The sequence below is a fragment of the Natroniella acetigena genome, from assembly GCF_023227745.1.
GTDB classification, from domain to species: Bacteria; Bacillota; Halanaerobiia; order Halobacteroidales; family Halobacteroidaceae; genus Natroniella; species Natroniella acetigena.
On record NZ_JALKBX010000034.1, the window covers coordinates 1 to 26449 of the forward strand.

Consider the following 26449-nt stretch of genomic DNA (forward strand, 5'->3'; position numbering starts at 1 on the left):
TTTAGTTATTGTAGATTGTCTTCACAATACTAGGCGATACTTTTCATATCGCAACAGATCACACCATAATTGTAATAGGATGCATCTTTAACTTCCTTCCAATTACTTGAGGTGCTATAAAATTACTTTCTATCTGCTGAATAACAAAAACAACCCCTACAGTAATCAATGCTATTATTGGTGATTGAAAGAACCCAACAACTACAGCAGGAACAGTTCCAATCCACGGGCCAAAATAAGGAATAATATTTGTAACCCCTGCTATTACAGCTAATAATAATGTATAATCCAGTCCAATAATTAGAAAAGCAAGATAACATAAAGTACCTACACAAAGACAAACAATTCCCTGCCCTCGTATATAAGCACTCAAGGTTTTATCAATCTCCTGCAAAGTTAATTGAACATCATCGCGTTGTTTTTCATTAAAAATACCCAAAATAGATCTTCCAAGCTTCTCCCTATCCTTTAATAGATAATAAAGAATAAATGGAACAATAATTAATACAAGTACTACATTGACTAGTGTTCCTAGAAAAACTAATAGATCCGCAGCAAAATTTGTAGTCATCTGATTCATCCAATCACCTAACTCAAAGATAAATTCTTCTATATTTAACATCTCACTTAATGGATAGCGTTGAAAAAAATCACTTTTTTGAATGTCAATTAAACTACTTTGAATTTCAGAAATAATAACAGGCATATTATCAATCAAACTATAAAACTGTCGTTGCAGTAAAGGGCCAACAATAAACAATAGACTTATTAGAATATAAACTAAAATAAGATATAATAACAAAATAGACATTCTTCTTGATAATCTCTTCTCCATCACTCTAACAACAGGTCTCAATAAATAAAAAAGAAATCCTGATAGAATAATCGGAATAAATAAAGTTTCAAATATAACAATCAAAGGAATAAACACCCAATTAATTAATGTTCCAACATATATGATTAAAAATAGTAAGAGGATTCCATAACCAATTTTAAATATTTTTTCATCCATTCTTTAACTCCTTTTCACTAAAATTTTAAAAGCCCATAACTTCCCCTCCAATATTATTTAATTCTAATATATTAATTTTCCTCTTTCCTTTCTAATAGATACTTCTTTTGCTTATGATATGTAGCATTTATAAATACTATATATTACAAACAAAAAATAAGCTTTTTACAACTAAGTTCTACTTCACTTCTATCTTCAGTAATTTACAAGCCATAAATCAATTTTACTCAATTTAAAAGCCAGAGTTTTTTCAAGATCTGACTTGATAATCAAACTAAGACTATTCATAATTTAAAGCATCTACCGGCTGCAAATTCTCTGCTTTCAAAGCAGGATAAATCCCAAAGAAAATACCGATCACTAATGAAAAGCTAAACGCTATCACTACAGGGCCCAACGATACAACAAGAGGTCAACCACCTATCTACGAAATAAAGTAGGTAGCTAGATAACCTAAACCGATCCCTACTCTCCCTCCAATCGCACTCAAACTGAGAGATTCAATCAAAAACTGCAACAAGATATCCTTCTTTTTAGCTCCTAACTCAAGTGCCATCACCTTATCAGTAACTTGATCCTTAGCAGTTAGCATAATGAGCTTCATCTCTTATCTTTGATAACCCTTCTCGACCATCATAAGCTATCTCAACTTGATAGCCTTCATATTGTAATTCCAATTCTAAAAATCTAGCTATCTTCTTCTCATCTTCTACAATCAGAACTTTATACCCTTCCATTTTAATCCTCCAGACAACTTCTAATCTATTTACTAGTATATAAGGTAAAATAATTAAAAAACAATTAACTGAAGATTAAAATTTTACCGTTTATACATATAAAAAATTTACATAATGTAGATACTAATAGTAATGGGAGAGTGCCATAATGAGCAAAAGATACGTACTTGAAGTAACCAACCTATCTAAAGCATTTGATCAGAAAAAGTAGTTTCCAATGTTGCTTCAAGGTACGAGCAGGTGATATCTTTAGTTTTCTCGGGTCAAATGGTGTTGGAAAAACAACAATTATTAGAATAATTCTAGGGTTGATTAATCTAGATAGTGGCATAGTAAAAATAAATGGTTATGATATTAAAGAAGACTTTAACAGTGCCATCAAAATAGTTGATTATCCATAAAAATTAAGTAAAAAATGATTTTAATTATTAATATTTGATATGCATTTATACTTGTTGGAAATATTTACATATGTTAATAAGTAATACTAGATTAAAAACCTTAATAAAGATGTAAAGAGGAGGTGACGAAATTGTCTCTTAATATTAATAGAAAAATATTGCAAGTGTTAAATATTTTTTCCTTTATTTTAGTAATTTTCATTAATGCTTTAGCAAATATTTTACCTCTTAATGATTATACAACAGGTGAAGTAGCTGAATTATACCCTAACCTATTTACTCCAGCACCAATTACTTTCTCTATCTGGGGACTGATTTATCTTTTATTGGCATTCTTTACTTTATATCAAGCCAGAGGTTTACTTTCTATACCAGATTCTCAAATTGAATTTTTAGATAGAATAGATTCCTTATTTTTCATTTCATCTTTAGCTAATGCAAGTTGGATCTTTGCTTGGCATTATCTTAAAATTGGTCTATCTTTTTTAATAATGCTTGTGTTGTTAATCTCTTTAATATTAATCTATAATCGGTTAGAAATTGGATTAAGAAGAGTAAGTAGAGCCGAAAAATTATTTGTTCATCTTCCCTTTAGCATCTATACAGGGTGGATCACAGTAGCAACTTTAGCTAATTTAACTATATTACTGGTTGATCTCAACCTTTATGATACTATAATTCCAGCAACCCCTTGGACTATTGGAATGATTGCCATTGCAGTTATAGTTGGAAGTTATATTTATATCAAAAGAAGAGATTTTTATTATAATTTAGTAATCGTCTGGGCTTTATTAGGCATTGTAGTTAAACGGCTTTTTATAGCTGAAGAATTAATAATTAGTGTAGCTCTAGCTTCTATTATAGGTATTATAATTATTACAGGAATACTTGTGAGGAATTTTAAATTTGGTTTTTCATAAGATGAAAAGATTTTTAAAAAAGAAATTAGTTTCCACATTCTAATGTTTAAGATAATATTTCAGTATGGTTTGACTACTTTATTCTGTATCAGTTTAAGACTGTAGATCTAACAAAAGTTTAGCAATAGATCCAACATCATTAGCATTCTAGTCTTTAGCCCAAAAATAAGATAGTGAAAAGTTAAAGATACTATTATTAATAGTAAATGGGAAAGATTATGTTACTTTATCAATAAATGCTTAGGCAAAACTGTAAATATTGGGCATATAAAAGAACTAGTATTTTAACTAACCATAGTAAAAATTATACTATTAAAGCAAAAGGTGTCTTTGATTTATATGTTAAATTTTAACTTATTTGTTAATTGATTTCTATTAGCACAATGCGTAAGTATAAGTTTAAATATTAGACAAGAAGATTGAATAATGATAAAATAAAAAACGCAAGATAATGTTAAGGAGGTTACATAGAATTCAAAAAAATTTATTTAGTAAGAAAATCTTTGTCTCCCTTTTAATACACTACTATAGAATAAATAAGACAAGTCATTTAAAGAAGAATATTAAGAAGATAAATCCATTATAATAAGAAAAGATTCACTAAAATTAGTAAGTCTTTTCCTTAAACCATTAATAAAATTCACTTAATCAACTAATCTAATAGTATTAATCACCTTTTGAATAACCTCAATCTTATTATCATATTCTACTTGATTGCTAGAAAAAAATATTTGCAACTGAATATCTTGTTTATTAACAACTATATATTTTTCTTTTAATATTTTTTCTTCACTAGCTTCCAACTCATATTTAACTCCCTCAATAACTCCAAGAGTAAATATTTCTTCTTTATATTTTGGCTCAATAGTATGGGCGTCAGTATCAACATTTGGTAACATAACTTCTATTTTATCTAATTTAGTTACCTCATTTTTAACCTCTTTTATAAAATTGCTTACTGACCCTACTTTTTTTAAATATTGATCTATTTGTTTATAAGAACCTCTTAATTCTTTTAACTGATAATATAAATTTTCAATTTGTCCATCAGGAGTTTTAATTTTTAATTCTAATTTTTCTCCTTTTTCACTATCAATTTCAACTTGCCCCTGCTCAATTATATTTATAGTTTTAAACTTTTCTGTTTTTTTAATTGTTTTCTCCCAAGGATTTTCTTTTACTTCACCATCCTTTGTTTCTCTAACATCTACAATAAATTGAAAATCTAATCCTTCTTCTTCCCAAAGAATGACTTTGTTTGCGCCACTACCTTTAACTTCTTTTTCCCAGTCGCTTGGATAATTTAAAGAAAAATAATCATCGCTATATTCTTTACTAACGCCAAATTCATTTTCTGAACCTAAACAAGCAGTTACAATTACAATCAATATAAAAAATAAAATTAAACTAACTGTTTTTTTAATTAAATCACCTCTTCTACTTTCTTTAATATCGCAAATGTTTTATATCTGCAAAACAAATATATTTCTTTATTAATCTCATTTTAACTTGTCAGATAAATATAATCAAATTATTAAGTTTTCTTATTTAGAATATTAGTATGTTATCTACAGGGATAGCAACATCATTTTTGTCTTCAACTCTTCTTCCTTAGAGGAGAAATCATAGGCATTCTCAGAAACTTCCTTTCCCTCAGCACTTTCTAAAAATCTCGTTAATCTCGAACCCAAAGGCTTACCCTGTTCATCAAAGTAAATATAACCAGCCTCATTAATTGGATAAGTAATAGCTTGTGTATCGTAGATCGTATCTACAGAATAATCGACCTTACAACAAGTTGCATAAGTTATTTCTCTATCTTTAATAGCTAAATAGTTAGCTAGCGATTTAGAATGTGATTATTGTAAATACCGAGAATTATGCAATTCTAATACCCAGTAAAAATTAAAACTCTTATCTATTAAGATAAGAGTCTGCTGCTAATCAAGATATTTAGTTTTTTAAACTCAAATTTTACTCAATAATCTCTTATTCCCCCAAAAATTTATAAGCTTTTTCAATCAAATTTTTAGCTACTATTATATCTTCGGCACTCTCTATTCTAACTTCAAGATCCCCTGTACCATAATGACCTATACTCCTAACATCCCTTAACCTATTATCTTCTAAATCAACTTCTTCAGGAGAAATCGATAAATACATTAATAAATGTTTTTTATGTATTTCTAGACAGACAAAATTTTTGACACTACGATAAGCTATATAATGTTTAGTAATATTCTCTACTACATCATCACCTAATCCTAAAATATAACCTTGTAATTCCTTAAATAGATTTACTGTAAATTCTTTTCCTTTATCAAAGTGCATCTTTAATTCGTAGTCTTTTTCCTTTTTAACCTCTTTTTCTTTGACTGGCTTAGAATAATCTATCTCTTCATTAGAAGTAATCACTTCTATATTTAATAAACCTTCTTCAAATAACTGGTATTGAATTAATTCTATAGGTCTTCCCATTTGTGATACAGCATAAGTATCATACTTATTAAACTTTTCAGCTATGCATAGTACTCTAGGTAAAGACCATTCAACCTCTCTATCAGCCCCCAGTTTCTTTTGAACAAGCATTTCAAAAGTAGCTTTATGATCTAGTAACCAGTCTAAATAAAATAAAGCTTGATTAATCATATTTTGACTTTGATTCCTTTTATATTCCAAAATAACTGGTGAGTTATTTTCATCTATACCCAAAGTATCCATTCTACCACCATGTTTTTGTCCAGTAGAGTATTCACTAGCTAAAAATTTAATTCCAAATATCTCTTCTAAGTTATCTTCTATTAAATTTTGTAATTCTTTTTCTAATTTAAAGCTATTTTTCTTCAAGTGTTTAATTTCATTATCTGTTATTCTGTAAAGGTTAAAAGACATTTGTATCATCCCTTTTTAAAGTTTAATTTCCAGAGATATACTCCAGATTATGTTTTGCTAAGAGCTTCTTATTAATTTTAAATTCCATTTCTTCAAGCAACTCAAAATGTCTTTGTAAGATTTTATTTATAATTTTATCGTTTACTTCAGGAGTTATGATGCTAGCTTCCTTATTCTCAATTTCCTTAATCAACTCTAATAATTGCTCTACATCATCAAAAATCAATTCTCTATCACTATTTCTAATATTAAATACTGCATCTCTTTCCATATTGATTATTGCATTCATAATCTGACTCTCTTTAGGTAGTAAATAGCTAACTAATTTTCTTACTTCCTTGACATGATACTTGTTTTGATAATAAGGACTTTTTCTTTTAGGATCTTTATTATTCTCGACAATCCACTCCAAATCAGATAAATCACCTTCTATTTTCCCTTTCCATTTCTTTATTTCGATAACATATATGTTCCGCTTTCCTATAAGTAAACTATCAATCTGCCCTAAATATTTTTCATTTGTACTTGGAATATAGATATTATTAAGAACTTTAAATTGATCATCACTTAACATCTCTACTAATTTATCTCTAAATTCATCCTCTCCTCTATCACCTCGAATATTTAAAGATTCATTTTGAACTGTTGTATAAATCTCATAATCTCTCAAGTAATCCTCTTCATATGCAGATCTATAAAAAAACTAAAGATTAATAACACAGCAGTTATAAATAACAACTGATCAAGCTGGAAATAATATACTTTCCCTAACATTAAAGCTAAAAATAATATTACACAATTAATATTTGCTTTAGAGTTAGATTCTTGGTTAGCAATTTTTCTTTGTACAGTCTTAAAAACTAAAGAGCTATTCTTTTCATCTCTTTCTTTGATTATTTCTGCCATGCCATCCCCCTTAACATTAATACATATCTATATTTCTCCTTTTATTAATTTATCCAAAATTGCTTCTATAGATTCTTCAAAAAAGAAAAACTCCCCTTTGAATTTTCGCAAACCCAATCTTGCACGAAAAATAGAGGGGCTTTGCGAAACCCTAATCAACTCTTATCACCTAACTTACGATTTACATCTCTTCTTAATAACTGTAAATTATCAATTCTACTCTTACCACCTTTAGACATTGGAATAATATGATCTACATCAAAACGCAGCGTAGACTTACTTTTATATCCTGTTTGAGCACAAATATAATACCCATCTTTATCTTGACATTTTTCATAAACTTCCCCTCTCAATTTTCTCCAAACTCTTTCATCCTTCTTTCTTATTTCAGACAAGGATAAATCTTCAAAATTAATTAAATCTGGTATTACTTCTACTTCTTGAGAAGGTTCCTTAGGTGGTCGAGCAACCTTTTCTATTTCTATATTTAGCTACCTAATAAAATAGTCTTTATTATAGTTAAATAACACCTGCCAGAAGTCATTCTTTTCCTCCTATACTATTCTCATATATATAACAAACTTCCTTAGATAAGTCAAATTTATCTCTATCTTTAACTCCAAAATTGAAACTTAATTCAACAGTTTCACGTTTGAATTGTTCACTATAAGTTCTTCTGTCATCGTCCATTTAAAATCCCCCTTGAAGTAATTATATTATATATCTTAACTTACTATCTAGCAAACAGGGGGAAGTTCAATAGCTTAACTTCAATTTACAATGTACAAAATTGACAATTGTCAATTAAACCCTTAAATCTTATAATCAAAATCACCAAAGCTTATTGCCACTAAGCAAAAAAACACCCATCTGGGGTGTTTTTTTAAACTACATATTTTAATTTCAGAAATCCCCTTTAAAATAAACCAACCCTAACATAACTAAAGTTCCTACTACTGTCATTGCTGGATAAGCCCTAATAAATGATTTATGTATTTTAACTCTAAAGTAGGACAAGACAAAAGGTACAGTCAAAACTTTAATTATATTAAATAAGACAACAGCTATTATTACTTTTAATTTTTTCATGTTTACTCCCTCTTAAAATTATAACTTTGTTTGAAGATTACCATGATAATGTCACCATGTCAATAGCAACTACTGTTAAATCTCTTTAGTTTTAAAAGTAATTAAGTCTTACTAGTTAATTCTTCAAAATCAATCAAAGAAATATTCTTTTTGAATAAATTAATAATAAATTGAACCACCTCTATCACTAATGTAGTTCCTCCAGAAACTAATATTATTAACCCCCATTCCCCTCGACTCAATACAGTAGTATTAAAAATCTGTTGTAAAAATGGTAGATGTAGTACTAAATAATGCATTCCAAAAGAGAAAGCAACTGCTCCTAGTAGATATATATTACTTAGGGGATTAATTCTTAATAGACTATGCTCTTCTGAACGACAACTAAATACAAAGAACAATTGAGCCATTACTAAATTCGTAAAAGCCAAAGTTCTCGCTTTTAGCAATGAATCAGTAAATCTAATTCCAAATAGGAAGACTAAGACTGTTCCTAAACCAATCAATATTCCTCGTGCACCTATCTTCCACTTCAATCCATGAGCAAAAATACTTTCCTCTTTACTTCTTGGCTGCCTTTCCATAATATCATCATCAGCAGGATCTACCCCCAATGCTAAAGCTGGTAAACCATCAGTCACTAAATTAACCCATAAGATTTGAATTGGAATTAATGGTAAAGGCAAACCCAATAATGAAGTTAAAAACATGGCTAATATCTCTCCAATATTACATGATAAAAGGTAACGAATAAATTTACGAATATTATCATAAATTGCTCTTCCTTCTTCTATTGCTGCTACAATTGTAGCAAAGTTATCATCAGCTAAGATCAATGCAGAAGCCTCTTTGGTAACATCAGTTCCTTTCTCCCCCATTGCAATCCCAATGTCTGCTTCCTTAACTGCTGGAGCATCATTGACTCCATCTCCTGTCATTGCTACTACATGACCCTTTTCTTGCAATACCTTTACAATCCTTAATTTATCCTCTGGAGCCACACGAGCAAAAACAGCAATATCATCAATTTGCTCTTTTAATTTTTGATCACTCATTTGAGAAAGTTCTTTACCGATTACTACTTGATCTCCCTTATTTAATAGTTCTAACTCTTTTGCTATAGCAACTGCAGTATTTTTATGATCGCCAGTTACCATTTTAGGAGTAATCCCAGCTTTTTTACAATTCATAATTGCACTTTTCACTTCAGGTCGCGGAGGATCAATCATTCCTACTAACCCCACAAAAACAATATTATTTTCATATTTCTCTAAGTTATTCTGATCTATATTACTACCTAATTTACGATAACCAAATGCTAATACTCTAAGTGCTTGATTAGCTAACCCTTTATTTTGTTTAAGGATCTTATTCTTAGTTGTAGGAGTTAATTTTTTAATTCGCCCCCCCTCTATATAACTAGTACATCGTTCTAATAAGATATCAGGAGCACCCTTAATAAATAATTCATACTCTCCTCTCTTCTTTCCAATAATAGACATTCTTTTACGACTAGAACTGAATGGAATTTCTAATAGTTTAGAAAACCTAGCTCTCAAATCTTCTTTCTTTAATCCCGCTTTATCAGCTGCTAATAATAAAGCTGCTTCTGTAGGATCACCAACTATTTCTTTTTTAGATTCTTCTCCTAAAAAATAATCTTTAACTTCATTAATTTTTCCTGATAAGGAATTACCTCTTTTTAATCTCGCATTGTTACAAATAGCACCAATCTCTAATATCCTGTTCAGTGCTGGGTTATCAAAACCTTCTGATTGACAATTATATAATCGCTCGTTAGTATATATTTGTTGAACGGTCATTTCATTCTTAGTTAATGTTCCTGTCTTATCAGAACAGATTACAGTTGCACAGCCTAGAGTCTCAACTGCTGGTAACTTCCTAATTATTGCATTTCTTTTAATCATTCTCTGCACACCGATTGCTAAGGATAAGGTTACAATTGCTGGTAAACCTTCAGGAATAGCTGCTACTGCTAAACTTACTCCTGCTAAAAACATTTTATAAGTTGATTCACCTTTAATGACCCCCAAACCTACAACTGCTATACAAGCAATAAAACAGATTAATACCAACCATTGCCCTAAATCATTTAATCTTTCTTGTAATGGAGTTTTATTATCTTCAGATTGCTGTAATAAGTCTGCTATCTTGCCCATTTCAGTATCAGTACCAGTTGCTGTAACAATAGCTTCAGTCCGCCCTTTAGTAACTATAGTTCCCATGTGAATCATATTCTTTCTATCTCCTACCGCTACTTTTCCTTCTAAAGTTGTTTTTTTCTTTCTTACTGACATTGACTCTCCAGTAAGTGATGCTTCATTAACTTTCAAATTATTTTCTTTAATAATCCGTGCATCAGCAGAAATTTTATCTCCCATTTCTACTAAGATTATATCGCCTGGGACTAATTCATGAGATGGAACCTCTTCAATTGAACCATCCCGTAAAACTTTTGCTTGGGGTGCCGACAACTCTTTTAAAGCTTGTAACGATCTTTCAGCTCTAATTTCTTGTACAAACCCCATAATCGCATTTAAAATAACAATTGCTAAAATAGCAATTGCATCATCAAACTCCCCTAAAAAACCGGAAATAATAATTGCTCCAATCAAGACTAAGACCATAAAATCTTTAAATTGTTCTAAAAATAAGCTTAAAACAGAATAACCACTATTATCTGGGAGCTTATTAGGGCCAATTGTTTTTAATCTTTCTTCTGCTTGCTGAGAATCTAAACCACTATCCAAATAATTTATTCCAAATTTTTTCTTGATTTCTTTAACTGTTAAACTATATACGTTGTTGTTGGTCATTTCTCTCCCTCCTAATCATTTTAAATTTAACTATTCTACTATAATTATCATTATTCAGTTCTTTTTCAAAAAATAACCTTCTCAATAATAAAAGTATTCAATATTTAAAATTATAATTAGTTATGAGCAGGGTAATCCTAGAAATATAATTGAAAAAAACTAACTGCCATGTTAGTATAAGGATAAGAAATTTAGGAAGGAGCTGTTAATATGGCTTTAGATGGTATTACCTTAGCAGCAGTTAAATCTGAACTGAGTAAAAAATTACTTAAAGGTAGAATTGATAAGATATATCAACCACAAGAACACTTATTAACAATTAGACTTAGACAACCAGGAGAAAATATTAAACTTCTAATCTCTGCTAATCCTCAAGAACCACGAATTCATATTACTGATCAGGAGTTTGATAATCCTTTACAACCACCGGCTTTTTGTATGTTACTTAGAAAACATATACAATCTGGTAGGATCAAAGAAATTAAACAACCTGATTTCGAACGAATTTTAGAGATTACAATTCAATATAAGAATAATCAAGGAGAGTTAGAAGATAAGATCTTAGTTATAGAGTTAATGGGTAGGCATAGTAATATTATATTATTAAAAGAAGATCGCCAAATTTTAGATAGTATCAAACGAATAACATCAAACATGAGTCGTCATCGTGAAATATTACCAGGTAAAAAATATTTGCCACCACCCGAACAAGATAAAAAAAATCCGTTAACCACAAACCAAAAAGAATTTAAATCTACTTTAGGAGAAAAGACGGGCCAAACTCTTTACAAGACAATCATGAAGAGTTATCGCGGCATCGGGCCAACAATGGCTACTGAGATTGCTCATCGCAGTCCAGTAAATGAATACGATGAGTTAACCAGTTATGCTCAAATTAAAGAACTGTGGCCCAGCTTTAATGGAGTTTTTAAACAAGTTAGTACTGAACAATTTGAACCTACACTCATATTAGATGAGTCAGGTAACTTTGAAGCCTATGCTGCTTTAAAATTAGAACAATTTGAAGGATTAGAAAAGAAGAAATTTGATTCTATCAATCAATTACTGAACTTTTATTTCGTAAACAGAATTATTCAAAAGAAAATTAACAATTTAATCAGAAAGATGGAGAATACAATTGAAAAGAATAAAGAAAATGCTTATAAAAAATATAGACGGGTTAATGGTCAGCTCAAAGGAGCTTATAATGCAGATAAATACCAATTAAAAGGAGAGCTGATTACTGCTAATATTTATCAGCTAGAAAAAGGTATGAAGAAAGCTAAACTACAAAATTATTATGCAGATGATAGTGAAGAACTGACAATCCAATTAGACCCTAAATTAAGTCCTGCTGAAAATGCCCAGTACTACTTTAAAAAGTATGAAAAGGCAAAGAGAAGTATTAAATATCTCAAAAATGAAGTCAGAAAAGCTAAAAATGAAATTAATTACTTAAAACAACTAGAAACCAATATTGAACAGGCAGAAACGATTTTAGAATTAGAAGAAATTTATCAGGAGTTAGTTGACGAAGGTTATATTAAAGAACAAAGAGCAAATCAAAATAAAAAAGATAGGAAACTACCTCCATTAAAATTCAAATCAACAAAGGGGTATGATATCTTAGTCGGTAGAAATAATCGTCAAAATGATAAATTAACTAAAAGAATGGCCAATAATCAAGACCTGTGGTTTCATGTCAAAGAGATTCCCGGTTCTCATGTAATTGTTAGAAATCATACTAGAGATGAAATACCTGAAGATACAATCCTAGAAGCAGCTCAAATTGCTGCCTTTCATAGTAAAGGAAGAGAGTCCAGTAATGTTCCAGTTGATTATACTCAAGTTAAACATGTTAACAAACCCAAAGGGGCCAAGCCAGGCATGGTTTATTATGAAAATCAAACTACTTTATATGTTGATCCTGATCAAGAATTAGTTGAAAGTCTAGAAATAACTGATTAATAAAATGGGCATAGCCCATTTTAGGCTAAGATTAAGGCTAAGATTAAGTAACCCATAAAAAAATGACAGGTGGGCTTATAAGCCTACCTGTCAAAATCCATCTTCATTTCTAAACGCTCTTCTTCTTTTTCAATCTCCCAAATATCGGACAGATCGATTTTAGACCAAATTGATTCCTCAATATTAATATGTAATTTCTCAACATCGTTATCTAAAGCCAAATTAGAAGCATAAACTAATAATTTTTCTACTGTTTGAGCTGGCAATTGTTGATCTTCAGCATAAATATAAACCGATCTCCCATTAAATAAGACCACTACTTCAAAATCATCTACCTTTACTTGATGAGCATAAGGACCAACATAATTTAATAACTCCTTTTCACCAACTTTAAAAGATTTCAACCAAGTATAATCTCTAGCCCATGGACAACCAACTACCACATTTAAATCTTGTGGTCGCTCAGAAATAGTTAATTCTCCAATTTTTTCAACTTTTACATTCTCTCTCTGATCAACTATTTTAACTGATAATTGAGGTTCTTCTTTAATCTCTTTTAAGCCTACCTTTTTATAAAGCCCCTTCGACTTATCAGTATTAGGCCAAGTAATATAACCTTCATAACCTAACCCCTTCATAATAATAGCTGTATAACGTACTAATTCTATCCCAAATTTTCTTCTTCTAAAGTCATCATGAATCTCCAATCTAACTAAATAAACATGTTCAGCTGTAGATTCAGGTAAGATTAATTCAGCATAACCAATCACAGCATCATCTAATACAGCTACAAACATCCTTCCATTAACCTCTTTAATTAACTCAAAATGAAACTTATTTAAATCTTCATCTTTCCACCATAATTTAGGAGTAGTATCCTGATACATCTCATAAATTTTAGAAATATCATCCTCTGTTGCTTCACGTAACAATACTCTCCCTTCATTAGCATAAACATATTGTTGCATCAGCTCACCTCTCTTCTCTAGATTAATATCTATCATAAATTGAATTTAACTTTTCACTTAACCCTTTCTAGCTTGAAAAAATTAACGTTAATTATATTGAAAAAAATCATTAATTCAATTTATATATTTAAAATTTAATTAACTCTTTATAATAACTACAATCCTTTAGTATTATTTCTAGATCAATTGTTATTCACCTTCTTTTTCAGGAAAATTATTCAATCTATAAATGTATTATATACATTTTAACTAAAAATTATGTATAAAATAAAAAAATGACCTGCGGTCATAATCTAAGGTTAAATTTAAGCCTCAGTAAAAGCTAAAACCTTATATTTATTTTAATTCTTGACTTAAACTTAGACTCAAACTTAAAAAAGCCCCATTTCTGGGGCCAACAACCTTAAATCTCTCTACTACCTGGTTTATCTATCTTTAATCCCTGCTCACACATTGGACATTCATCAGGCTCATAAGTTTTAACATCCACAGCTAACATTGATTCAGTAGGAACCCCAAAGTCAACTTGACCATTACTTCGATCTACTAATGTACCTACCGCTGCCAACTCAGCTCCATTCTGCTCAATTACCTCAATTACTTCTCGTACAGACTTACCAGTCGTTAAGACATCATCTACCACTAAAATTTTATCATCAGGATTAATTTGAAATCCTCTTCGTAGAGTCATCTCACCTTCTTCACGTTCAGTAAAGATAGTCTTTTGCTCCATCGCTAAACCGACTGCATAAGCAAGAGTAACCCCTCCCATCGCCGGGCCAACGACTAAATCTATCTCCAAATCAGTAAATTTAGCAGCTAATCCCTCAGCTAACTTCTGAGCATGAATCGGATGTTGTAATACTTGAGCACACTGTAAGTATTGATCACTGTGCAACCCTGAACTTAATTTGAAATGCCCCTCCTGCAAAACTCCAGTCTCTTTAAAAATTTCAATTACTTGTTCCTCTTTCATTTAAAATCCCCCCAGCATACTATTTAATATTTAATACTTAATATTGAATAATTGGAAACAAAAACAACTAAAATACATTTAATATTGAAGGTCTTTAATTATTAAATATTCAATATTCACTATTCAATGCTCTTTAACTATTCATTGCTTTCCCTACAATCTGATTTACATCTTGATAATCATGCTCGTTCAAATACTCTTCTAGCCCTGCTAAGATCTCCATCGTAACTTCTGGATTAACAAAGTTAGCAGTTCCAACTGAAATAGCGTTGGCCCCTGCTAAGAAGAACTCAATTGCATCCTCAACAGTAGAAATTCCTCCCATTCCAATCAGCGGAATATCAACTGCCTGTGCTACTTGATAGACCATCCTGACTGCTACTGGCTTGATCGCTGGCCCTGATAGACCACCTACCTTATTAGCCAAAATAGGTTCTTGGCGTTCAATATCAATCTTCATCCCTAACAACGTATTGATTAAAGAGATAATATCCGTCCCTGCTTCCTCTACAGCTTGAGCAATCTCAGTTATATCAACAACATTGGGAGATAATTTAGTAATCAACGGCAATGAAGTCTCTGCTCGAACTGCTTGTACCACTGAAGCTGCCATATCAGCCTCAGTACCAAAAGCTAGACCACCTTTTTTAACATTAGGACAAGAAATATTGATCTCAATTGCATCGATCTCTGTCTTAGCCAACTTGGCAGCTAGCTTAGCATAATCCTCAATGGTATTGCCTGAAATATTAACGATCGTCTTAAACTCTTTATCCTTAATCTCAGGCAGAATCTGTTCTATAAAATAATCAACTCCAGGATTTTGCAACCCAATAGCATTCAACATTCCAGCAGGTGTCTCTGCAATTCGAGGCGTAGGATTACCTTTTTTAGGTTGTAAGGTAGTTCCTTTAACCATTACTCCACCTAATTTATCTAAGTCAACATAATTCTTATATTCTTGACCAAAACCAAAAGTACCAGAGGCAGTCGTAACTGGATTTTGCAGCTCTAATCCATTCAAATCTACTGTTAGATTTACCTTACTCATCAAAGATCACCTCCCTCAGTGGAAAGACTGGGCCAGCTGTACAGGCCTTCTTATAGGTCCAACCATCTTTACCATCTATCTTGACCTGACAGACACAGGATAAACAAGCACCCGTACCACAGCCCATTCGCTCTTCTAAGGAAGCTTGACCGGCAACATTAGAATCAATTGCCCAATCTCTAATAACCTTCATCATCGGCATTGGCCCGCAGGTATAAATATAATCTATCTCTTGCTCTAATTCCGCTAAATAATCAGTTACAAAACCTTCCCTTCCTAAACTACCATCCATCGTAGCAACCTTCAGTTCAAGATCAAACTCCTCAAAACTACTCAAATCTATCACTTCTTCTGCACTTTCCGCTCCTAATAGTAGAATAACTTCCTTATTCTGTTTTACTAATTCATTGACCAGAGGATACAAAGGAGCAATTCCAACTCCTCCTCCAATAACTAATACCCTGTTAGTATCTTCAGAAATACTAAATCCAGTTCCTAGTGGCCCCATAATATCCAGCTTATCTCCTGCTGTTAATTTAGATAGTACCTTTGTTCCACGGCCTACAACTCGATACACAAGCGTCATCGTCCCTTCTGCTGGATTGATCCGATTAAGACTAATCGGTCTTCTCAATAATGGATCAGCTCCACTATCTTCAGCTACCCACTTAATATGTACAAATTGTCCGATTTTAGCCTGGGCTACTATCTCTGGTACTTTAATTACCAGCTTAAAATATCCTGGGCCAATCTTTTGTTGATCAATAATCTCTTTAATTACTCGTTGTGCCATTGAGCTACCCCCTTTTTTAGTTTACAGTTGACAGTGTACGGTTGACAGTTAAAAAACTTATAAATATGTAACCTTTAAATATATGTAGCTTAAGCTTAAGACTAAGGTTGAAGTTAAAGAAAGTAAATGAATTTAGCTTTTACTTAGCCTTAAACTCAAACTTAAACTAAATCTCATTAAATTACAATTTTTAATCACAGATATATAAACCCAGAACTATCAACTCTCAACTGTCAATTATCAATTGCTTTTACACGTAGTCTTGTAGTGCTTGAACAGTTACCTCATTACCTGTTTCTTTATTCTCCTGTAATACCCGCAAGATTGCTTCCGTTGTATCAAGTGAAGTCAAACATGGAATTCCCATCTCTACTGCATTTCTTCTAATCTGGAATCCATCTCTAGCTGGCACCTTACCTTTAGTTAGCGTATTAACCACTAAATCAACTTCATCTGCTTCTATCATATCAATCACATGCGGAGAACCTTCCGATACTTTTTTAACCTCTTCTACCTCTACCTCTACTTCTTGTAATACTTCAGCTGTTCCAGCAGTAGCTACAATCTCAAATCCTAGTTCAGCAAACTCTTTAATGTAAGATATTGCTTCCTCTTTATCCTTGTCAGCAATAGTAGCTAAAATTCTACCCTCCTCAGGAATATCTATATCTGCTGCTACAAACCCTTTATATAATGCCTTATTATAATCCTGATCTAATCCTAAAATCTCACCTGTTGACTTCATCTCTGGCCCTAGATTAGTATCGACCTTTCTTAATTTAGAGAAGGAAAAGACAGGTATCTTGACTGCTACATGATCTTCTTTTGGTAATAGACCTGTTGGATAACCTAAATCTTTCAATTTTTCTCCTAACATCGCTTTAGTCGCTAAGTTAACCATTGGTATCCCTGTTACCTTACTCAAATAAGGAATCGTTCTACTTGAACGTGGATTGACCTCAATAACATAAATTTCTCCATCATGAATGACATATTGAATATTAACTAATCCTTTAACATCTAGTGCTTGGGCCAACCTTCTTGTATACTCCTCCAACTTAGCTTCTTGCTCCTCAGTCAATGTCTGAGCAGGATAGACAGCAATACTATCACCTGAATGGACACCGGCCCGCTCAATATGCTCCATAATCCCTGGAATAATTATCTCTTCTGCATCAGAGATAGCATCAACCTCGATCTCTTTTCCAACCATATACTTATCAACCAAGATCGGACGTTCTGGCGAAACCTTAACTGCATTTTTCATGTATTCTGCTAACTCTTGCTCATCATAGACAACCTCCATTGCCCTACCACCTAAGACATAAGAAGGACGTACTAAGACTGGATAACCTATTTCGTTAGCTATCTTAGCTGCTTGATCCATTGAAGTAGCTACATCACCAATCGGAGTTGGAATCCCTAACTCATTTAATAAATTAATAAATTTATCTCTATCTTCAGCGATATCAATCGCTTTAACTGATGTTCCTAAAATATTGACCCCTTCTTCAGCTAATGGCTTAGCTAAATTGACAGAAGTCTGCCCTCCAAACTGAACTACAACCCCTTCTGGTTGCTCTAAATCAATAATATTCATTACATCTTCTTTGGTCAATGGCTCAAAGTATAACCTGTCTGAAGTATCAAAATCGGTACTTACCGTTTCAGGATTATTATTAACAATGATTGATTCATATCCTTTTTCATGTAATGCCCAGGCAGAATGAACACTACAATAATCAAATTCTATCCCCTGGCCAATTCGAATTGGCCCTGAACCAAGGACTAATACTTTCTTTTCATCCGTTACCTCTGATTCATTAGTCCGCTCATAGGTTGAATAATAATAAGGAGTCTCTGCTTCAAACTCAGCTGCACAGGTGTCTACCATCTTGTAAGCAGTCTCTATCCCTTGCTCTTTACGAAATTGATTAACCTCCTGCTCTGATTTACCGGTCAAAATTCCAATCTCTTGATCAGAGAATCCAAAACGCTTAACATCTCTAATCAACTCTGGAGCTAAACCTTCCTTTTCTAATCTTCTCTCTAACTCAATAATGTTCTTCATTTTGACCAAGAAGAAGGTATTAATCTCTGTCAATTGATGAATCTTTTCAATACTCCAATCTCGACCGAGTGCTTCAGCAATTACAAAGATCCGTCGGTCATCTGCTACCTTCAATTTCTCTATTAACTGCTCATCACTCCAACTTTCTACTTCATCATGCTTCAATCCAGAAGCTCCTACCTCTAAAGAACGAACTGCTTTCAATAAAGAAGCTTCTATCGTCCTTTCAATAGCCATTACCTCTCCAGTTGCCTTCATCTGCGTTCCTAATTCTCGTTCTGCATAATGGAATTTATCAAAAGGCCAACGGGGAATCTTAGCCACTACATAATCAAGAGCAGGCTCAAAGCAAGCTGTCGTCTTTTTAGTAATTGCATTTTCAATCTCATCTAAAGTATATCCTAAAGCAATCTTCGCTGAAACCTTAGCAATTGGATAACCTGTCGCTTTAGAAGCTAAAGCACTAGAACGACTAACCCGTGGATTAACCTCAATAATATTATACTTAAAGCTATCTGGGTCTAAAGCAAATTGAACATTACAACCACCTTCAATCCCTAAGGCTCTGATAATCTTGAGTGAAGAAGAACGTAACATCTGATACTCCTTATCAGATAAGGTCTGACTAGGAGCAAAAACGATACTATCACCCGTATGAATTCCCACTGGGTCAAAGTTTTCCATATTACAGACAGTAATACAGTTGTCATTGGCATCTCTCATTACTTCATACTCAACTTCTTTCCAACCTTTGATACTCTTTTCAATCAGAATCTGTCCAATTAAGCTATGCTTAAAACCACGTGCTGCAATCTCATCTAACTGGTCTGGATTATTGGCAACTCCACCACCAGTTCCTCCCATCGTATATCCTGGTCTTACAATCACTGGATAACCAATCTTATTAGCAATCTTTTTGGCCTCACCAATTGTAGTAGCAGTCCGACTGGTCAGGATCGGCTCTCCAATCTCATCCATTAATGCCTTAAATGTATCCCGATCCTCAGCCCGTTGAATTGTATCTAAAGGTGTTCCTAACAGTTCAATTCCTAACTCTTCTAAAATACCGTCCTCAGATAAATCAATCGCTAAATTCAATCCTGTCTGGCCACCTAAAGTCGGTAATAAACCATCAGGTCTTTCTTTCTCTAAAATCTCTCTAATATATTTAACAGTCAACGGCTCAATATAAACTCTATCGGCCATATTCCGATCGGTCATAATTGTAGCAGGATTACTATTGATTAAGACTACTTCTAATCCTTCTTCCTTCAAAGCCCGACAAGCCTGACTTCCTGAATAATCAAACTCTGCCGCTTGTCCAATAATGATTGGCCCTGATCCAATAACCATTACTTTCTTTAAATCTTCTCTTTTTGGCATACTTAACCCCCTCGGTAAATCAATTAATATTTAACATTTAATAATTAATAGTTGTAATTCAAAACCCAACTGAAAACATAAACTTTTTCCTTTATAAACGGTTTGCTAATTATTCAATATTCATTATTCAGTATTAAATGTTTTTTAACTATTCAATATTCAGTATTAAATATTCAATGTTTTTCTATCAGTTCTATAAAGTGATCAAATAAATAGTGAGAATCTTCAGGTCCGGGTGCAGCCTCTGGATGATACTGGACAGAGAAAACAGGTAATTCTTTATGCTTCAACCCTTCTACCGTCTGGTCATTAGCATTGATATGAGTTACCTCTAAGTTCAAACCTTCCAAAGATTCATCCTTTAGTGCAAAACCGTGATTTTGAGAAGTAATATAAACCCTATTCGTCTTTAAATCTTTAACTGGATGATTGACACCTCGATGTCCAAACTTCAATTTATAAGTATCTGCTCCACAGGCCAATCCTATGATCTGATGTCCTAAGCAGATCCCAAAAATTGGAACTTGGCCCATCAACTTTTTAACCGTCTCTACCACATAAGGTGCATCCTTCGGATCCCCTGGTCCATTAGAGAGCATAATCCCATCAGGATTGAAATCAAAAATCTCCTCTGCAGAAGTATCCGCAGGTACCACAGTTACTTCACAATCCCGTCCTGTTAAAGAACGGATTATATTCTTCTTCGCTCCACAATCAATCAAGACTACCTGATACTGACCATCCCCCTCTTTATAAACCTCATCAGAAGTGACTTGACTTACTAAGTCTCGACCTGATAAACCAGGAGCTTCTTTTGCTTCCACAGTCAATTCTTCTTCTGATTTATCTGCAGTAGTAATAATCCCTTTCATTGTACCTTCAGTTCTTAATCTCTTAGTCAAAGCTCTAGTATCAATTCCTGCTATTCCTACAATTCCAATCCTCTTTAAATACTCATCTATCTTCTCTTTGCTCCGCCAATTACTAGGTTGATTACAAAACTCCCTAACCACAAAGCCATTAACATGGGAGGTATAAGATTCAATATCTTTGTTCGTAATTCCATAATTCCCAATAATTGGATAAGTCATCGTCACAATCTCACCTTTATAAGAAGCATCGGTCAAAATCTCCTCATAACCAGTCATTCCAGTATTGAAGACAATCTCACCTTCGGCTTTACCCTCAACTCCAAAAGCTTGCCCTTTAAAAATAGTTCCATCTTCTAAAACTAACTTTGCTTCTCGCATTTAATAACCCCCTTCAATTTAATACCAGTGTACAGTTTACGGTGGATATGGTTTTTATGAGTTTCACGAAGGGTCTTGATAAAGACCCGTAGGTACAGTTGACAGTTAAAGACCTTAAAACCTTAAAATTAAAACAACTCTAGCTCTGTAGTATAAACCTTTTTAGAAATTTTAATTTTTTGAGCTTTTGATTTTTTTCTATCCACTGTACACTGTTCATTGTACACTGTAAACTTATTTTTATACTACCCCCAAGCTAGTTTATCTGCTCCAGCTAATGCTTGATTAATCGTCTCTTTCATCTCAATAACTGCTTCTTCAGCAGCTTGCTGATAATCATTACTATACTCTTGTTGTTGATAAGCAAAGATGACTCCTCGTGAGGAATTAACTATAGCTCCATAACCATCATCATTAAAAGCAGGTAAGACATCTTCTGCTCCTCCACCCTGAGCACCATAGCCAGGAACTAAAAAATAATTTTGAGGCATTACCTCTCTTAACCTCTCAGCTTCTTGAGGATAAGTAGCTCCCACTACCGCCCCTACTGAACTATAACCTCGTTGTCCAATCAAATCTTGGCCCCAGTCAACTACCAACTCAGCCAGTTTTTGATACAGCTTATTCCCTGTAGCTATCTCTAGATCTTGTAACTCCCCTGCAGAAGAATTAGATGTCTTGACCAGGATAAAGATTCCCTTTACATATTCTTCACAATTTTTTAGAAAAGGGGCAATCCCATCATGACCTAAATAAGGAGTTACAGTCAAAGCATCAGAGCTTGCCTTCACTTTTTTATCTTCCCAGATCTCTTGTTGACCTAAATAAGCATCAGCATAAGCTTGAGCAGTCGAACCAATATCATTTCTCTTCCCATCTGTTAAGACCAATAAGTCCTGCTTTTTAGCATAATCGACGGTCTTTTCAAAAGCCTCAATTCCTACCGAACCATAAATTTCATAAAAAGCTAACTGAGGCTTAACAACAGAAACATGCTCCTTAATCACATCAATAATCCCACAGTTAAATTCAAACAATGACCAAGCAGCAGCCTCTATTGTCTTACCACATCTCTCTACTGCTTTTTGTTTAATCTGGTCAGGAATTCTATTCAAGCGAGGATCAAGCCCTACACAGACATGACTCTGCTTCTGATCGATCTTTTCCATTAATCTATCTGCAAAATTCATTATAAACAAGCTCCTTTAATAAGTTTTGTGACTTGTTTCTAGTCTCTAATTTCTAGTCTCTAATTTCTAGTTACTAATCACTAGTCACTAAATACAATCTTGCCACCAACAATTGTCATTACTGCTTTACCCTTCAATTTAGACTGAGCAAATGGTGTATTCTTTCCCTTAGAAAGAAAATCTTCAGGTTCTACTAGCCACTCTTCTTCTAAATCAATAACAGTTAGATTAGCTTTACTCCCTACTGCTAAGCTTCCTCCTGCTAGATTCAATCGCTGAGCAGGATTGATAGTCAACTTGGCCAATGCTTCTTCTAAACTTAAAATACCAGGTTCGACTAACTCAGTTAATACTACTCCTAAAGCTGTTTCGATTCCTGAAATCCCAAACGGAGCATAATCATATTCTACTCTTTTTTCCTCTATAGTATGAGGAGCATGGTCAGTAGCTATAATATCAATCGTTCCATCAGCTAATCCCTCTTTAATCGCTGCTACATCTGTTTCACTTCTTAACGGAGGATTAACCTTAGTATTGGTATCAAATGAAGTAATCAATTCATCTGTCAGTGCAAAATGGTGTGGGGCTACTTCACAACTTACATCAACCCCTCTACTTTTAGCTTGCCGAACCAATTCAACCGCTCCTGCAGTACTGATATGGGCAATATGTACTTTAGTCCCTAGCTCCTCTGCCAATAATATATCTCGAGCTACCATCACCTCTTCTGCACTAGAAGGGATTGGAGTTAATCCTGTTATAGTTGAGTAGTAACCTTCATTAACTACACCTTCTCCTGCTAAATTATCATCTTCACAGTGAGAAATTACTGTCAAATCAAAGTCTTGAGCATATCTTAGGACCAACCTCATTATTTCCGCATTCATTACCGAATTACCATCATCAGAGATAGCAACTATTCCTTCTTCTTTCATCAAACCGATCTCAGCTAACTCTTCTCCTTGACTTTCTTTAGTAATTGCTCCGATCTGATAGACCTCAACTGCCGCTTCTTGCTCTGCCTTAGCTAAAATAGATTTGACCAATGATTGATTATCTATTACAGGGTCAGTATTAGGCATCGCAGCAACTGCAGTAAAACCTCCTTTAGCTGCAGCTTCAGTTCCAGTTTTGATCGTTTCTTTATGTTCAAAACCTGGCTCTCGTAAGTGAACATGAATATCTATTAAACCTGGACTAATCACTTTGCCTGCAACGTCAACTACCTCAGCATCAACTGCTTCTAAATTAGCTCCAATCTCTGCTATCTCTCCATCTATAATCAAAAGATCTGCTTGCTCTCTCTTACTTTCTGCTGGCTTAACAACTTCTCCACCTTTAAGTAATAGCTTCTTCATCTCTGCTCCCTCCCCTAATCAAAAGGTATAGTAAAGCCATTCTGACAGCTACACCATTCGTTACCTGCTCTTCAATTACTGCTTGATTACTATCAGCCAACTCTGCTGAAATCTCAATTCCACGATTAATTGGCCCAGGATGCATTACCGTTACATCATCAGTAGCCAACTCTAAATGCTCCTTACGCAATCCATAAAACTTGACATATTCCCTAATTGTCGGAAAGAACCCTTTCCCTTGTCTCTCCCGTTGAATCCTTAGTAGATTAATTACATCTACATCTTTAATCCCTTCTTCTAAATCTGTATAGACCTCTACTCCTAGCTTTTCAACTTCAACTGGCAATAAAGTCTTAGGTGCTATAACCCTTACTTCAGCTCCTAATTTATTCAAGCCCCAAATATTAGAGCGAGCAACCCGACTATGCTTAATATCTCCTACAATTGCAATCTTTTGACCTGCAATCTTACCTCTTTCTTCTTGAATCGTATACATATCTAATAAAGCTTGGGTCGGGTGCTCATGAACACCATCGCCAGCATTTAAAACAGGAATATTGACTTCTTCTGCTAATAGCTTTGCTGCCCCTGGAATTCCATGTCTGATCACTACAGCATCTGCACCTAATGCTTGTAAAGTCTTAGCAGTATCAAGCAGGCTTTCTCCCTTAACTACACTGCTTTTCTTGACAGATAATCCCATACTATCAGCACTCAACCTCTTAGCAGCTAAACTGAATGAAGAACTTGTTCTAGTGCTTGGCTCATAAAAAAGATTGACAACTAATTTTCCTCGTAAAGTTGGTACCTTCTTAATCGGTCTTGCCAAAATATCTTTCATCGATTTAGCTGTTTTCAAAATAGATTCAATCTCATCTTTACTTAACTCCTCTAAACCTAGCAAGTTTTTTCTCTCCCAGACCACCTTTAGCACCTCCATTTTAATTTACAATTTACAATGTACAATTAACAATTGACAGTGGATAGAAAAAATCTAAGAGCGGATTTTTTCATCACGAAGGGTTCAAAGAACCCGAAGGAAAACCCTTAAATCTTATAATCAAAATCACCAAAGCTTATTGCCACAAGGTTTTTCAAAGAACTTAAGCTTTAATTGTAAATTGTACATTCCGTCAATTGACAATTATGAAGCTTTATTATAATAAAGCTTCATTTCAACCCTCTATAATACACGGAGACTTGGCTTAATTTAACTCGTATGCTTCGGTAATAAGCGATTTAATACTATACCTACAATCGCAGCCAAGCCCATCCCTTGTAACTCTAATACTTCAATCACATTAGCTATTCTATTGATTGCTGCTACCCCATCAAGCCGTAAGAAGTTTGCTACTTCTACAAAGTTGATTGTAAATGAGATACCACTAATTCCAATCACCAAGATAGTAGATACAATTACTAAATTACGGTTATTACTTAAGTCTACTTCATTTTCTATTAAAGTTCTTAAACCAATTGCTGCAATCATTCCAAATAATAAGATTACAATTCCACCCATCACAGCCACAGGGATTGTCTGAATTACTGCTCCTACCTTCTGCACAAAACTGACTCCTATCACAATTATCGCAGCCAACTGAACAATCACAGGATTATGCACACCAGTAATCGCTAATACTCCTATATTCTCACCATATGTTGTATTAGGAGGACCACCAGCTAATGAAGCAAATAAAGTAGCAACGCCATCCCCTAACAATGTTCGGTGTAAGCCAGGCTCTGTTATGAAATCTTCATCTGTAGTTTTAGCCAAAGCCAAAACATCACCTAAATGCTCCACCATTGTTACTACTGCTACCGGAGCAATTAAAGCAATTGCTGAAATGCCAGCTCCCATAGACTCCAAAGCCAATGCAGAAGTAAACTGAGGTAAAGCCAACCATGATGCTTCAATAACCGGAGTAAGGTCAACAATTCCAATCACTAATCCAAATAGATATCCACTGACAATTCCTATTAAAATCGGAATAACTTTAAACATTCCCTTTCCTAAAACACTGACTACTATTGTCACTGCTAGAGTAAAGATAGCTACTGGCAAGTGATAAGTTGCCATATCCTTAGCTACCGGGGCCAACCCTAAGCCAATAGTCATAATTACCGGGCCAACTACAACTGGTGGCAGATAATCATCAATAAATCCTACCCCTATCTTCTTAACCACACCTGCCATTACAATATAGATTATTCCAGCTACCAAACACCCTAATAAAGCTGCTGGTAACCCATAACCTTCTTTAGCCGCAATGATTGGCCCAATGAAGGCAAAGGAAGAACCCAAATAAGCCGGAACCTTTCCTTTCGTTATCAGATGAAAGATTAAAGTTCCACAACCCGAAGTAAATAAAGCAACTGCTGGATTTAACCCTGTCAAACTAGGAACTAAAACCGTCGCTCCAAACATAGCAAATAGATGTTGGATAGCCAAAACTAACATTTTACCAAAATCTAAATCAGATTCTTTTATTCCCTTAAACATTATTATTCCTCCTTAATTATAATTTGTTATCTGTTTCAATTTAATACATATTTTCTAATTAACTTACTTGTTATTGATATAAAGTGGCACTTTGCCACTTTATATCAGTGTACAGTTTACAGTTGACGGTTGACAGTTAAAGACCTT

23 protein-coding genes and 1 pseudogene are annotated in these 26449 nt (G+C 33.5%); 3 read left to right on the plus strand and 21 right to left on the minus strand.

The window, feature by feature from the left end; genetic code table 11:
- Positions 1–58 precede the first annotated feature (58 nt).
- The 3 genes and pseudogenes from MWH25_RS08310 to MWH25_RS13160 all read right to left on the minus strand — a co-directional run bounded on the left by MWH25_RS08310 (position 59) and on the right by MWH25_RS13160 (position 1749).
- Positions 59–1012 (minus strand): AI-2E family transporter, encoded by a 954-nt coding sequence (locus MWH25_RS08310; protein WP_248627186.1) that lies wholly within the window; start codon positions 1010–1012, stop codon positions 59–61.
- A gap of 280 nt (positions 1013–1292) precedes the next feature.
- Positions 1293–1559: pseudogene (locus MWH25_RS13155) on the minus strand (ABC transporter permease); the annotation flags it as partial.
- A gap of 31 nt (positions 1560–1590) precedes the next feature.
- A complete protein-coding gene (locus MWH25_RS13160; RefSeq protein WP_248627188.1) occupies positions 1591–1749 on the minus strand; it encodes a response regulator in 159 nt (52 codons plus the stop codon).
- Between the two features lie 194 nt (positions 1750–1943).
- Between MWH25_RS13160 and MWH25_RS13165 the strand changes: the two genes are divergently transcribed.
- Positions 1944–2150 (plus strand): ATP-binding cassette domain-containing protein, encoded by a 207-nt coding sequence (locus MWH25_RS13165; RefSeq protein WP_428832807.1) that lies wholly within the window; start codon positions 1944–1946, stop codon positions 2148–2150.
- Between the two features lie 131 nt (positions 2151–2281).
- Positions 2282–3070, plus strand: coding sequence for a hypothetical protein (locus MWH25_RS08325; protein ID WP_248627189.1), 789 nt, complete (start codon positions 2282–2284; stop codon positions 3068–3070).
- A 644-nt stretch (positions 3071–3714) separates the two neighbouring features.
- Here MWH25_RS08325 and MWH25_RS08330 read toward each other — a convergent pair.
- The 8 genes from MWH25_RS08330 to MWH25_RS08365 form a co-directional block, all read right to left on the minus strand.
- Positions 3715–4458 (minus strand): hypothetical protein, encoded by a 744-nt coding sequence (locus MWH25_RS08330; RefSeq protein ID WP_248627190.1) that lies wholly within the window; start codon positions 4456–4458, stop codon positions 3715–3717.
- A gap of 601 nt (positions 4459–5059) precedes the next feature.
- Positions 5060–5962: a DUF5655 domain-containing protein gene (locus MWH25_RS08335; RefSeq protein ID WP_248627191.1), complete on the minus strand. Its 903-nt coding sequence runs from the start codon at positions 5960–5962 to the stop codon at positions 5060–5062.
- A gap of 22 nt (positions 5963–5984) precedes the next feature.
- Positions 5985–6632 (minus strand): nuclease-related domain-containing protein, encoded by a 648-nt coding sequence (locus MWH25_RS08340; protein WP_248627192.1) that lies wholly within the window; start codon positions 6630–6632, stop codon positions 5985–5987.
- Positions 6629–6868, minus strand: coding sequence for a hypothetical protein (locus tag MWH25_RS08345; protein WP_248627193.1), 240 nt, complete (start codon positions 6866–6868; stop codon positions 6629–6631). Before MWH25_RS08345 ends, MWH25_RS08340 begins: the two co-directional genes overlap by 4 nt.
- A gap of 155 nt (positions 6869–7023) precedes the next feature.
- On the minus strand, positions 7024–7263 hold the full coding sequence (locus MWH25_RS08350; protein WP_248627194.1) for an HNH endonuclease: 240 nt from the start codon (positions 7261–7263) through the stop codon (positions 7024–7026).
- Positions 7264–7408: 145 nt separating this feature from the next.
- Positions 7409–7558 (minus strand): hypothetical protein, encoded by a 150-nt coding sequence (locus MWH25_RS08355; RefSeq protein ID WP_248627195.1) that lies wholly within the window; start codon positions 7556–7558, stop codon positions 7409–7411.
- Between the two features lie 213 nt (positions 7559–7771).
- Positions 7772–7957, minus strand: coding sequence for a hypothetical protein (locus MWH25_RS08360; protein WP_248627196.1), 186 nt, complete (start codon positions 7955–7957; stop codon positions 7772–7774).
- Positions 7958–8058: 101 nt separating this feature from the next.
- Positions 8059–10794: a calcium-translocating P-type ATPase, SERCA-type gene (locus tag MWH25_RS08365; RefSeq protein WP_248627197.1), complete on the minus strand. Its 2736-nt coding sequence runs from the start codon at positions 10792–10794 to the stop codon at positions 8059–8061.
- 210 nt (positions 10795–11004) lie between these two features.
- On the opposite strand from MWH25_RS08365, the gene MWH25_RS08370 reads away from it, so the two are divergent.
- On the plus strand, positions 11005–12762 hold the full coding sequence (locus tag MWH25_RS08370) for an Rqc2 family fibronectin-binding protein (protein WP_248627198.1): 1758 nt from the start codon (positions 11005–11007) through the stop codon (positions 12760–12762).
- Positions 12763–12845: 83 nt separating this feature from the next.
- On the opposite strand, the gene MWH25_RS08375 is transcribed toward MWH25_RS08370, so the two are convergent.
- The 10 genes from MWH25_RS08375 to MWH25_RS08420 form a co-directional block, all read right to left on the minus strand.
- Positions 12846–13766, minus strand: a complete 921-nt coding sequence (locus MWH25_RS08375; protein ID WP_248627199.1) for a GNAT family N-acetyltransferase — start codon at positions 13764–13766, stop codon at positions 12846–12848.
- 367 nt (positions 13767–14133) lie between these two features.
- Positions 14134–14706, minus strand: coding sequence for an orotate phosphoribosyltransferase (gene pyrE / locus MWH25_RS08380; protein ID WP_248627200.1), 573 nt, complete (start codon positions 14704–14706; stop codon positions 14134–14136).
- Between the two features lie 133 nt (positions 14707–14839).
- The gene (locus tag MWH25_RS08385; RefSeq protein WP_248627201.1) at positions 14840–15757 is read right to left on the minus strand and encodes a dihydroorotate dehydrogenase; all 918 of its coding nucleotides are present in this window, start codon (positions 15755–15757) and stop codon (positions 14840–14842) included.
- Positions 15750–16550, minus strand: a complete 801-nt coding sequence (locus MWH25_RS08390) for a dihydroorotate dehydrogenase electron transfer subunit (protein WP_248627202.1) — start codon at positions 16548–16550, stop codon at positions 15750–15752. The genes MWH25_RS08385 and MWH25_RS08390 overlap by 8 nt, the downstream gene beginning before the upstream one ends.
- A 250-nt stretch (positions 16551–16800) precedes the next feature.
- A complete protein-coding gene (carB, locus tag MWH25_RS08395) occupies positions 16801–20004 on the minus strand; it encodes a carbamoyl-phosphate synthase large subunit (RefSeq protein WP_248627203.1) in 3204 nt (1067 codons plus the stop codon).
- Between the two features lie 173 nt (positions 20005–20177).
- Positions 20178–21254: a glutamine-hydrolyzing carbamoyl-phosphate synthase small subunit gene (gene carA, locus MWH25_RS08400; protein WP_248627204.1), complete on the minus strand. Its 1077-nt coding sequence runs from the start codon at positions 21252–21254 to the stop codon at positions 20178–20180.
- A gap of 245 nt (positions 21255–21499) precedes the next feature.
- Positions 21500–22444 carry an orotidine-5'-phosphate decarboxylase gene (pyrF, locus tag MWH25_RS08405; RefSeq protein ID WP_248627205.1) on the minus strand — a complete coding sequence of 315 codons (945 nt, stop codon included), beginning with the start codon at positions 22442–22444 and terminating at the stop codon, positions 21500–21502.
- Positions 22445–22524: 80 nt separating this feature from the next.
- A complete protein-coding gene (locus MWH25_RS08410) occupies positions 22525–23802 on the minus strand; it encodes a dihydroorotase (RefSeq protein WP_248627206.1) in 1278 nt (425 codons plus the stop codon).
- Positions 23783–24727, minus strand: a complete 945-nt coding sequence (locus MWH25_RS08415; RefSeq protein WP_345947244.1) for an aspartate carbamoyltransferase catalytic subunit — start codon at positions 24725–24727, stop codon at positions 23783–23785. The genes MWH25_RS08410 and MWH25_RS08415 overlap by 20 nt, the downstream gene beginning before the upstream one ends.
- Positions 24728–25012: 285 nt before the next feature.
- Positions 25013–26302: a uracil-xanthine permease family protein gene (locus MWH25_RS08420; protein WP_248627208.1), complete on the minus strand. Its 1290-nt coding sequence runs from the start codon at positions 26300–26302 to the stop codon at positions 25013–25015.
- Positions 26303–26449 lie beyond the last annotated feature (147 nt).